The sequence below is a fragment of the Bacillus sp. IT-79MI2 genome (assembly GCF_949768135.1).
GTDB classification, from domain to species: Bacteria; Bacillota; Bacilli; order Bacillales; family Bacillaceae_G; genus Bacillus_A; species Bacillus_A pseudomycoides.
The window spans coordinates 83,250-96,687 of record NZ_CATKPV010000011.1 but is presented as its reverse complement, the minus strand read 5'-3'; the positions used below and the strand labels follow the sequence as shown (position 1 = coordinate 96,687).

The following is a 13,438-nucleotide window of genomic DNA, read 5'->3' as shown; positions in this document are numbered from 1 at the left end:
CTGTCAGGGTATTAACGTAAATTCATTAATTTGGCCCATCAATATCTGACAAAGATATTACTACATCAAATGACTTGTGTGTATATTCATACCTAATATATCCTTCATACTTATTTACTATAGATACTACACTTTTCAAACCCCATCCATGAAATTTTTTATCTTCCTTAGTTGTTAAGAAATGATTATTTAAAAGCTTTGGCTCAATCAAAATACTGTTTTCTATTTTCAAAAAAATCATTTCATTAATTTTTTTCATTGTAATCTTTATCCACCGTTCGTCAAACCGATCAATATGTTGACATGCTTCAATCGCATTATCAATAAGATTAGACAGTACAGCTACAATGTCATTATCAGCTATTTTCAATTCTTGGGGAATTTCTACCTCAATAGTATTTTTAATTTTTTCTTCCTTCATCATTTCCATTTTATTGTTAATTACAAAATCTACAATGGTATTGTTAGTAAAAATATTTCGTCCATAATTACTCAATATTGGTTTTGATATATTATTAATATAATCCAACGCTTTTTCACTTTTATCGTCTTTAATTAATTTATACAAAGTTGTCATATGATTATTTAAATCATGATAAGTTTTAGCATTATTTTCATAAAGTTCACGCATTTTAATGAAGTCTTCTTGTAATATCTTATTTTTGAACTCGATTATTTTCTTTTCTTCTTCTTTTTCATAATTAGTGAAAAATAATACAATTAAAAATAATGTTAATATTCCAAAAATGATGAATGCAATCCAACTTGATACGATAACTTGATTCACATAAACAAATGATTTTTTTGTAACAAAATAAGATATAAAAAAACCTAAAATAGCAATCAATAAGAAACGTTTATACTTTTTAAAAATAGTGTTCACATCAAATTTCCTTGAAATAATTTTATAAAAAAGATATAAAATTATTATTTCTATAATCCTGATTATATAAATAACAATTACGTAGTCCATTGATTGATTACGTGCATCCCAATTATTATCATTTAGTGCATTCGTAATAACTAACGCGATGCTATTGCAAAATAATATTGCAGAAAAATAAAAAGACACAAGAGAAAATATAAATTTCATTTTAGTACTATATAAAATTATTGAAGTAACTGTAAAATAAATAATACAAAATAGAAGCGTTAGTAAATCCGGTAATCCCACCATATTCAGAATGTAAATAATTAATGATAAAAGAACAGAGAAACAAATTTCATATATAGTTGTTTGTTTATTATTAAATCTAATTGGAAATAATAAATTTAATACTCTGTAACCTATTATAATTGAAAAAATTGAAGTTAAATAATCTAAATTCCAAAATATCACAACAAATTTTCTCCCCAAAACATATGAATTTTAGACTTTAATTCATTAATATGATTTCTACTTACTGATAAAATTTCATTATTTTTTAAAACAGCCATATTATCTTGGATCTTCATTACATACAATATATTAACAATAATCCCCTTATCAATGTAAAAAAATTCTTTACAATCAATTTCTGAAAAAACTGCAGCTAAAGGCTTTCTTACCTTAATTGAATCATCTTCAGTGACAAAAACTGAATTTTTCCCATCCTTATATAGATATAAAACACTATTCAGAGGTATTTTATGAAATCTCGTTTTAGTTTGAATAGTATAACATTTTTTATTTTCTAAATTTATCATTTTAATAGCATCTTTAATAGCTAGAGGCAATTTTTCCTCCATTCTATCTTTTGGAATATACCGAAAAATATTCAATTCATAAGAATCAATAGCGAATTCTAAATGTGATGTTATAAAAATAATTAATGAATTTTTATTTTTCCTCCTTATAATCTTTGCTATTTCTATTCCAGTTATGTCCGGCATCTCTATATCTAGAAGTATTAAATCAAACATCTTGTCTTCCAAAGTAAATAAGAAAGAATCTCCAGAAATAAATGTGGTTATTTCAGAAATGACACCTTCTTTAATAAGTATAGATTTTAATAAATTAAGTTCTTGATTTAGAATATTTTCGTTATCATCTACAATACTAATATTCATACTATCTCCTCTTTTGAATTTATTAAATATAACAAGTTTATAAAGTTTAATTATATTCTATATTCAAATTATACCAAACTGAATTTTTTATATCAATTTTAACAAAAAATGAAATGTATGGAATTAGTATAGTTATATGAACACAACTAAGTTAAGTCAGTAAAATGCGCTTACATAGGAGTCTCCGTAATAAAACAATGATGGTCGAGTCGTATCGTTTTAGAGGACCGGTAAAAGAGTTAATTAGTGAATACGGCGGGAAGAGCTAGCACTTAGGATTACTTAAAAACTTAACTGTTTAGTATACAAGGTATTGACGTAGATCCAATCAAAAAAATATGCATTTTTATTTAACTTCATTTCAAACAAAAAAATCGTCCAAAGACGATTTTTTTGTAATAGTTCATACGCTAAAATATGCTTCTGTTGAATAGCCTAAACAGTAATCAATTTAAAAATAAAATACTTTGCTATTAAATCCTCCCATCAATTCGTTAAAAAAATTTTATACTTCATCAGTAAAAGAAGATAATGAGACATAATAGTCTTCCTCGTTTTCTTCTCCAACACTTAATCTTTCAGCTACTTTTTCAACAGTTTCTAATTGAAATAACTCTTGCAATGTAATACGAATTTTAGTTTTCATCTCTATCATATTAACTAATCGAATTGCTTTAAGTGAATTTCCACCCATTTCAATAAAACTATCTTTCATGCTAAGATGACAAATGTTTAATACGTCTTGGAAAATATCAAATGTAATTTGTTCCCATTCATTTCTAGGTAGTACATTTTGTTCATTCCTTTTAAATTCCGGTACTGGTAATTCTTTGAAGTTAACTTTTCCATTAACGGTTACTGGTAATTCTTTAAGACGAATGAAATATTGTGGAATCATGTATTCTGGTAACTCATCTCGAAGAAAATTCTTAATTTCTTCCTCATTTATTTCTTCATCTTGAATTAAATAAGCACATAAATAATCAAAACCATTATCATTTCTTAGTAAAATTGTTGCATTCTGTATATTGTTTAATTTTTTTAATCTATTTTCAATTTCTTCCAATTCTATTCTGAAACCATTTAATTTAACTTGTTTATCAATCCTTCCTAAATAAATTAAATTGCCCTCATTATCCCATTTTACTAAATCACCAGTTTTATAGAATCTTTCACCATTGACATCTTTATCAATTACAAATTTTTCTTCACTCATTTTATGGTTATTTAAATATCCCTGGGCTAATCCCGGTCCCCCGATATATAGTTCTCCTGGAACACCTATTCCACAAATCATATTATCAGATTTAACTATTGCCGATGTGTTAGTAATAGGTTTTCCAATTGGTATTTTTTTATCGAAATTCATACTACTATCAATTTGATAGAATAAGGAAAATGTAGTCGCTTCGGTCGGACCATATACATTGTATAATTTTAGAGATTCCTGTTTATTTTCCATTAATCGACTTACATGTTTATTAGAAGTAGCTTCTCCGCCAAAATAAAGCTGATTTAACGAATTAAATACAGTTGGTTCAATTTCTATATATTGATTAAATAACGCGGTTGTGACGAACATTGTATTTATTTTTTTTGACAATATATTTTCTTTAAGCAATTCAATATTAGATAAAACCTCTTTATCAGCAATATGCACATACCCACCATTTAATAAAGGACCCCAAATTTCGAAATGAGATGCATCAAATGACAATGAACCTGTCTGAAGTATTGAAATATCAGAAAAATCTGTGTAATTCACATCTTTTACTAACCTAATTATACTTTTATGTTCTATCAGAGTTCCTTTAGGATGGCCTGTTGTCCCAGAAGTGTAAATTACACAAGCTATATCAGTTGGATTAATATCTACTGACTGGTATACGTTTTTCTCGAGCACTGTATAGTCTAGTTTATTTGTATTGATCATTAAAACTGAATCATCAATAAAATCAGCTAATTTATCATTCTGAACTAAAACAATCTTTAGTCTACTATCACTGATGAGATAATTGATTCTATTTGGAGGATAATCTGGATCGATTGGTAAATATGCATAACCGGCTTTTAAAATGGCTAACATTGAAACCACTGTATATATATTTCTTTCAACAACCACTCCAATATAGTTATTACCTTCTTCTGAATTATTCAGTAAACTGTTAGCTAACTGATTTGCTCGTTGCTCTAGTTCTAAATATGTCATTTCATTAAAATCATCACTCAATACAATTTTATCAGGTGCCATCCTAACTTGTTGTTCAAACAATTGAAGAATAGTATGTTGAACATTAGAAATTTCGTTACATTTACTAAACGAATCTATAACTTGTTTGATTTCATCGTTAGATGAAATTTGAATATTTAATATTGGTATAGCTGGATCTTGAAGTACTTGTTCTACAATATTTAACAATTGAGAGAGTAATTTTTTTGATGTATTTTCATCGTAACAATTAGAATTAGTCAACAGTTGTAATTCTAATTGTTCATTCTGATAACCTACTAAAGTCATATCATAATTAGTTTGCTCTCTATTAGTTTCTAAATCAAATTTCAATTTATTATCTGCTTCCTTCTCTGCTTTATAATAATTCTCGAAAACAACTACAGATTTCACTAAATCTTTCCCTAAGTTAGTACATTCTGTTTGAATTTCAGCTAATGAATAGTGATCATATTCATTACTTGAAATGGCTTGTTTTTGTATTTTCTTAAGCAAATCATTAAATTTTGTCTGCTGCTCGTTAACTACTCGGACAGGAATAGTATTTATGAAAAGCCCAATTGTAGATTCAATATTATTTATCTCAACATCTCTTCCTGAAACAACTTTTCCAAAAACTACATCTTTTTGTCCTATATGTTTTTGAAGTAATACTCCCCACGTAGTTTCAAGGAATGTATTCATTGTAACACCAGTGCTGCGACAAAGTTTTTCTAGTTGTGCCATCGTTTCTTTGCTAAGTGATGTTTCAGAAATAATGATTTCTCCTGATTCTAACTCGCAATTAGAGTTTATTTCAATTTGAGCATTTTCATCATATCCTTCTAATACTTCTGACCAATATTTAATTCCTTCTTCTTTCTCAGTGAACCTAATAGTTCGAATATATTCTTCATAGTCATAACGACTATGAAGTTCTTTACTGATTTCACAATCTAAAATACCTGATTCTAACTGAGAATAGAATTGACTTAAGTCATTCATTAAAATGGACATACACCAGCCATCCATAATGATATGATGGAAACTAATCACCAATTGAGATGGTTCATTTTCTAAGTGAATTAAAGCTACACGAATTAAACTATCGTTTTCTAAGTCAAAACCTCTTCGAACATCTGCTTTTAAGAAGGTGTCTTTTTCCTTCTCTTGATTTTTTGATTTGGAAAGGTCGATTTCATTAAATTCAATAGCTCTTCCCTTTAACATAACTTGTCTTGGTTCACTTACATTTTGATACACAATACTGGTTTCAAGCACGCCGTGCTTTTCTTTTAATAAGTCCAAACTCAATTTTAAATTCTCAACAGAGTTTAAGCCACTAACGGAATACACACTTTGAACAACATACTCACTTGACTCTTCATTTAGCAATTTGTGATACAACATTCCTTCTTGCATCCCTGTCATTGGGATAATGCGATCAATCTCATATCCCTTTTCCACATACTTTTGAACAACTTTGTTGTATTCTTCAAGTGACCAATATTCTTCTCCATGGTCAAAAGGTGTCCGAATGGTTTCTTTTTGTCCCAAGCAATGGTGAATTACTTCTAGTAATTCATCTTTGATTGCTTGTATAAAAGTATTCATCTCCTCTTTTAAGTACTCTGAACCATTGAAACTTAAAACTAAACTTAATTTTTTATCTGAGATTGCACCATCTAAAGATAATTTGGTATGGAAAGTATCCTTTTCTGAAACATCCCTTCCATGTGAAAGACTACTCTCTGAAAAATCTTCTCCGGATTGACTAAATTGAAACTCTCCAAGATAATTAAAGGTTAAATCCGGTTCCACTCCCTCAAGAACGGTCTCCCCCAATTTATTAAGAATGCCATATCCAATCCCATGATGAGGGATTCTCCGTAAGTTTTCTTTAGTCTTACTAATATCCGTTCCGATGGAATCACCAAGTTCCTCTAAGACAACTGGATACGTACTAGTAAACCAGCCGACGGTACGATCAATGACCACATGATCCACAATCGCTTCACGTCCATGACCTTCCATATGAATAGCTAAAGAAGTTTGACCTGTCATCTTGTTCACCGCACGACCAACCGCCGTTAATAGTAAATCATTGATTTCAGTTGAATAAGCCATGCTGGCTTTTTGTAGTAAGTCCTCAGTCTCTCTTTTAGATAAAGACATTTTTACTTTTTGAGGATCTAAGTATAACTCTCCTTCTTTTACAGGCAATAACAATTTCCCATCATTCACTTTAGACTCAACTGTCTGCCAATAATTCACTTCAGACTGTAATTGAGAGCTTTCACGATAAGATTGAAGTGCTAAACTCCACTCCTTAAAAGAGTGAGTTTTAGGAGGAAAGTTAATCTCCTTCCCTTTTTTAGCAGCTTCATAGGCCGATTTAAGATCCTCCACCAAAATTCTCCAAGAGACACCATCTACCACTAAATGATGGATACTCAAAAGGAGATAATCACCATCTGTTAGACTAAAGATTCCAGCCTTTAAAAGTGGACCATTTTCCAAATCCATACTAGCTTGAATTCTAGTAGCCTGCTCATCAACCATGTAATAAGCTTTTTCCAATGGGAACGTGGTGTAATCATAGCTTTCTACTGTTACTAATTCACTTTCAGCTATAGGTAGAATAACTTGTTTCCCGTCTCTATAAGTAGCTCTTAACATATCATGATGGATTGCCAATGATCTTAACGCTTGCTTCAAAGGCAGGAGTGCTAATCCCGTAGGGATTTGTAAGAAAACGGATTGGTTAAAATGGTGCTTATCTATTCCTTTATGCTTCATAAACGCTTTTTGAATTGGAATCATCGGAACCTCTCCCATAACTTCCGATTGGTTAATCTCCAACACTACCTCTTCCACTTGAACACCTTGTCCTATTCTTCGAGGTGTTTTTTTATCCATAATATCTGGGACTTTTAAGCTGTACCCTTTTTCTCTTAACTTCGAAATAATACGGATCGCCTTAATAGAGTCTCCACCTAATGAAAAGAAGTTCGCATCGATTCCTAGTAATCCATCAATATTCAACACATCTTTAAAGGCTTGTACAATAGCTTCTTCTCTCTCATTTCTAGGTTCAATATATTCTTCTAAATCTGTAAAACTAGGGTCCGGTAAGGCCTTACGATCTAATTTACCAGTTCGAGTTCGTGGGAAATCTTCCAATTGCACAAAACAAGCAGGTATCATATATTCCGGTGAATTTTTACTTAGTTCTTCCTTTAAGTACGCAGCTTCCACAGAAGATTCTGTTATAATGTATCCGCAAATCATCTTTGAGCCGTTATTTTCTTTGACCAACACGACAGCATCTGACACTTCAGGTATCGCTCTGAGTTTACTTTCAATTTCACCCAACTCAATACGGAAGCCTCGAATTTTTACTTGTTCATCTATTCGACCAAGATAGTCAATATTTCCATCTGAAGTCCATCTCGCTAAGTCTCCCGTTCGATACATCTTTTGTTCAGGAATATATGGATTTTCTACAAATTTTTCTTCTGTTAAATCTGGTCTATTTAAATATCCCCGAGTTACTCCATCGCCACCAATACACAATTCTCCAGGAACTCCAATTCCACAAAGCTGATTCTCATTTAAAATGAACAGTTGAGTATTTCCAATTGGTCTACCAATTAAAACAGTTGAAAGATTCTCTTTACTATTAAAGTTGTAACTAGTAGAACAAACTGTGCATTCAGTAGGGCCGTATAAATTATAGACATCTTCTATTTTTTCTCCAATCAATTCTTTGAGTTGATGAACCAGATCGATTGGCAAACTTTCTCCTCCGAGATAAACCTTGTTGAATAAAAGTTCTTTTTTGCTTGTTTTTGTATAATCTACTATAACTTTAAACATTGAAGGAACCATTATAGCTTGTCTATTTCTCAACAATTCTAATAATTTTTCTGGATTATTTCTATCTTCTTCTGGAACTATAACCAATGTTGCCCCAGTTAGTAAGGCAGGAAAAATTTCCCAAACTGATCCATCAAAAATGTAATTAAAGAATTGCAAGACCTCCGTAGTTTTCGTATATTCACCTGTATTCTTTTGCCACTCCACCAAATTTATTACATTTTTATGTTCTACAATAACTCCTTTTGGCGTTCCTGTAGTTCCTGATGTATAAATCATATAAGCAGCATCATCTGCGCTTGATATAATAGATAAGTTATTTTTATTACTTGAATAGTACTTTTCTATATCTAAGAAACTGATATTTTCAAATTTCTCTTTTAAACCTTTAATATTAGAACTTTTAATAACTAGTTTTGTATTACTATCACTTAGCATAAAGTTAATTCTTTCCATCGGGTATCCTGGATCTAAAGGTAAATAACCCGCACCAGATTTTAAGATACCAAAAATCCCAGCAATCATTTCGAATGATTTTTCAGAAATAATTCCAACAAAATCTTTCTTATTGATTCCTCTATTTCTAATTTCTTCTGCAATTGAATTTGCCCAATAATTAAGTTCCTTATAGGTTAATGTTTCTTCATTATATCTTACTGCAATTGAATCAGGATAATTAGCAACTGTTGCTTCAAATATTTCAATAATATTTCGATCATTCAAATATGCCATCTGAGTATTATTAAATTCTGAAAGTACTATCTGCTTTTCTTGTTCCCCAATCATTTCAATATTTTTTATCTTTATATCCGGTTTTTTTATAATACTCAAAATTATTGATTTTAAATTTTCTAATAGCCTAACTGAGAAAGTACCGCTATATATTTGAGCATCATACATTAACTTCAATGTAAGACTATCTTCATTCAATATATCTAGAGTAAGTGGATAGTTTGTTTGCTCTCTTAATTTCTCAAAATGCAGAGAAAAATCCTCAGTCTGCTCAATATCAGTCTCATAATAGTTCTCAAAACCTACTATATTAGTGATCAAGCTATCATTATCAGTACATTGACTTTGTATTTCATTTAAAGGGCAATAATCAAAATTCCCACTTTCAAGTGCTTGATTTTGCAGATTTGTCAATAATTCAAGGAATGTTTCATTATGATTTACTTTTACCCTTATTGGTATTGTATTAATAAATAAGCCAACCATTTTATCAATTTCTTTAAGCTCTATATTTCTACCTGATACGACTTTCCCAAAGACAATATCATCTTGATTGGTGTATCGTTGCAATAAGATTCCCCATACGGCTTCAATAATCGTATTTAAAGTAACTCCATGTTTACGACTCAATTCTTCTAATTTTTCTTTTTCATCTTTTCTAAGATGGATACTGGTTAATCTAACCTCATTATTATTTTTTTCAACTTCTCCACATGGTAAAATCATTGATTGGTTATCATAATCCTCTAATAACTCTTTCCAATACTCAATTCCTTCACTAATATTCTTTTCTCGCATTAGATACACAAAATCTTCATAAGTTGAACCACTTTTCTCTAAATTATCAATTTGACAATTTTCTTTTCCTGTACTAATTTCATTATAAAAATTGAGCAAGTCATTAATAACAATTGATGTGCACCATCCATCCATTATTATATGATGGAAACTAAGAATCAAACGATAATCTCCTTCACTATGTCTCACTAAAATAGCTCTAATTAAATTATCATCTTCTAAATCAAATCCCTTTTCCATATCCAAGCGGCAAATCCTATCAAAATCACTATCTGTATTTTCAGATGCGCTTAAATCGATTTCAATTAATTCTACAGGTCTTCCTGTAATTACTGCTTGTCTATACTCACTTACTTCTTTATGAATAATACTGACTGATAGCGCAGGATATTTTTCTTTCAATAAATTTAGACTTCTATTTAAATATTCTTTATTAACTTTCCCTTTCAACCTAAATATATTTTGAACAAAATAAACTGATGAATCGGGATTTTTTAATTTATGGAAAAGCATCCCTTCTTGTAAAGGCGTGAGTGGATAAATGCGACTTAATCCCTGATTTTTAGATTTCAATTTTTTTTCAACATTTATATACTCAGATAGTGTCCAAATTAACTCACCTTTATCTGAAGGTGTAGATTGTGTCTCAGAGGACATACAATGGTAAACAACTTCATCTAATTCATTAATATAATAATCTTTCAACTTATTAATGAAGCTCTCTTCAAATAGTCCAGAATCATATATTAATGTAACATTCAATGCTTTTTCGATGACTACACAATCTACTACTATAGGACTTCCAAATCGATTAAACTTTGAAACTTGCTCGCCATGGTCTGTATCTTTAATTTTAAGAACTAACCCATTATTTTCTTGAGAAAAATTCCCCAAATAATTAAACGTGATATCTGGAATTTCACTTTTCAATACTTTATCTCCACAATATTTAAGTACTGAATAACCAAACCCATGATTTGGAATTTTCCTAAAATTTTCTTTGGTATTGCAAAGATCCTCTGATATACTCTTACCTATATCTTTTATAGAAACAGGATAAATTGTGGTGAACCAACCAACAGTTCTATCAATTGGTATATATTTGTCAATTGATTCCCTTCCATGACCCTCCATTAAGATAGAAATATCCGTTTGACCCGTTAACTTGTTAATTGTACGATAAAGAGCCGTTAACAATAAATCATTGATTTCTGTATTATATGCTTTATTTGAATTGTACAAAAGATTATTCGTAGTCTCTTCAGATATTTGAAATACTTCATACTCAGTTCCAACTTTTTCGATAACTTTTTTATTGTTAAAATGACTGTTCGGAATATTCTTTTCCACTTCTATCCAATAAGGTATTTCCGAAGACAATTTATCTGAATTTCTGTATTTGTGCAGTTCTTCACTCCATTCTTGGAAAGAAACAGTCTTATTGGGAAATTCATTTTTTTCATTACTTCTGATTTTTTGATAACCATAGTTTAAATCCTCAGCAATAATTCTCCACGAAATACCGTCTATTACTAAATGATGAACACAGATAAGTACATAGTCTTTATCTTTAGTTCTAAAAATAGCCCCTTTTATTATTAGTCCTTTTTCTAGATTTAGTAATCTTTGAATATTGTTTCCTTCACTTAATATAATCTCATTTATATTATTTTCTTCATTTAAATGCATAAGGTCAAAGAAAAGAAAATTAAAGTCATTTTTATTATAATCAGAAATAGGACTTATAATCTGATTACCTTCTCTACTATACTTTGCTCTTAACATATCGTGATGTTTAACTAAGGAAAAAATAGTCTGACTCAAAGCATCTGAATCAACCTGTTCTTCGCTCTCAAATAAGACAGATTGATTAAAATGATTGGGCTCTTCCATTTCGGATTCAAAAAATTGCCTTTGAATTGGAGTTAGTTTAACTTCCCCTGTGATTTCAGATTGATTAATTGTATATTTTTGAATCTTTTCGATAGTTTTAGCAATATGCCCAACCGTTTTTTCTTTAATTACCGACTCCACGGATAAGTTAAAACCTTTTTCTCTTAGGCTAGATACCATACGGATAGCTTTTATTGAATCACCACCATAATCAAAGAAATTTGAATTTAGGCTCACTTTTTCAATCCCGAGAACTTCTGAAAAAGCATTTGCCACACATACACTTTCAAAAGAGTCTGGTTGAATATATTCTTCACTATATTCAAATATCGGTTTTGGTAATGCCTTTTTGTTTATTTTTCCATTTAATGTAAGAGGGAATTCACCTAGCTTTATAAAATATGCAGGAATCATATAATCTGGTAAATCATTACTTAATTTATCTTTCAAATCAGTAGTGGAAATTTCTGAGTCTCCAATAATGTATGCACATATATATTTCTCTCCTGCATCCTCAATCAAAGTTACTATCGCATTTTCCACCTGTGCAATCTCTTTTAATCGACTTTCAATCTCTCCAAGTTCAATTCTAAATCCTCTAACTTTTACTTGATCATCAATTCTACCTACATATTCAATGTTTCCATCAGGTAATTTTTTGACTAAGTCTCCAGTACGATATAAACGCTCTAAATGATTTTCGGGATGATAAACAAATTTCTCTTGAGTTAAAATATATTGATTCAAATACCCTCTAGAAACCCCTATACCACCTAGATACAATTCACCAACTTGACCGACTTCACATTCAACTTCTTCCTGAAAGATATATGCAGTTGTATGGCTAATCGGTTGTCCAATAGGAGTTTTATTACTAGTTTTCTCCAATGTTTTTATTGGATAAAATAATGAAAAGGTAGTTACTTCAGTCGGTCCGTAGATATTGTAAAAAGCCAAATCATCGCTTTTATGTTTTAAGAATATCTCCACATGTTCCTCTGAAGTAGCTTCCCCGCCAAAATATAATTGTTTTAATAAATTGAATACTTCTGGATCTAAACTGACAAACTGATTAAATAGAGCAGTTGTAATAAACATAGTATTTATTTTTAAGTTTCTAATTACACCTTTTAATAAATTTATATCACCTAACAATTTTTTTTCAGCTATATGAACATGACCACCATTTAGTAACGCACCCCAGATTTCAAAAGTAGATGCATCAAAAGATAAAGATCCTGTTTGTAAAATGGAAATATTTTCGAAATCACAATAATTAGTTTCTTTTACTAATCTGATAATATTCCTGTGCTCAACCATTACCCCTTTCGGAGTTCCTGTCGTTCCAGATGTATAAATTAGATACGCCAAATCTTCTGGTCTCGAAATAGAGGGATTATTCAGATTAATGGAATCATCACAATAAACGACCTTATTTAAATTTAACATTGGAGTTTGAAGCATTAAATGCTTCAAACTCTCCTCATGTTGCGTCAAAATATATTTGGTTCCACTATCTTTCAATAAATACTTAATTCTATTGTCTGGATATGATTCATCTATCGGCATATAGGCAAAACCAGCTTTAATAATACCCAGTATTCCAATGATAGTTTCTACTGTTCTTTCAACTACTATTCCAACGTATTGTCCATCCCGAGTAATTTCGTTTCTAATTTTGTTGGCAACTACTGTTGATTTCATATCTAATTCTTGGTAAGAAATCTCAGTATTTTTATCAGAAACAGCAATTTTTTGGGGATGCTTTTTAACTTCTCTTTCAAATAAAGTTATTAAACCATCTTGGAAAATAGAAGAAATTTCTTGACTATCAAATACTCCAATGTTTTGTATATTCAATTCTTTCTCAGACATTTT

3 protein-coding genes are annotated in these 13,438 nt (G+C 30.2%); all 3 read right to left on the bottom strand.

Going from position 1 to position 13,438, the window contains the following annotated elements:
* Positions 1 to 25: 25 nt before the first annotated feature.
* The gene (locus ACM6HU_RS00500) at positions 26 to 1,339 is read right to left on the bottom strand and encodes a sensor histidine kinase (RefSeq protein WP_016114166.1); all 1,314 of its coding nucleotides are present in this window, start codon (positions 1,337 to 1,339) and stop codon (positions 26 to 28) included.
* Positions 1,336 to 2,049 (bottom strand): LytR/AlgR family response regulator transcription factor, encoded by a 714-nt coding sequence (locus tag ACM6HU_RS00495; RefSeq protein WP_016114165.1) that lies wholly within the window; start codon positions 2,047 to 2,049, stop codon positions 1,336 to 1,338. Before ACM6HU_RS00495 ends, ACM6HU_RS00500 begins: the two co-directional genes overlap by 4 nt.
* A 505-nt stretch (positions 2,050 to 2,554) precedes the next feature.
* Positions 2,555 to 13,435 (bottom strand): non-ribosomal peptide synthetase, encoded by a 10,881-nt coding sequence (locus tag ACM6HU_RS00490; protein WP_242227055.1) that lies wholly within the window; start codon positions 13,433 to 13,435, stop codon positions 2,555 to 2,557.
* Between the last annotated feature and the right edge of the window lie 3 nt (positions 13,436 to 13,438).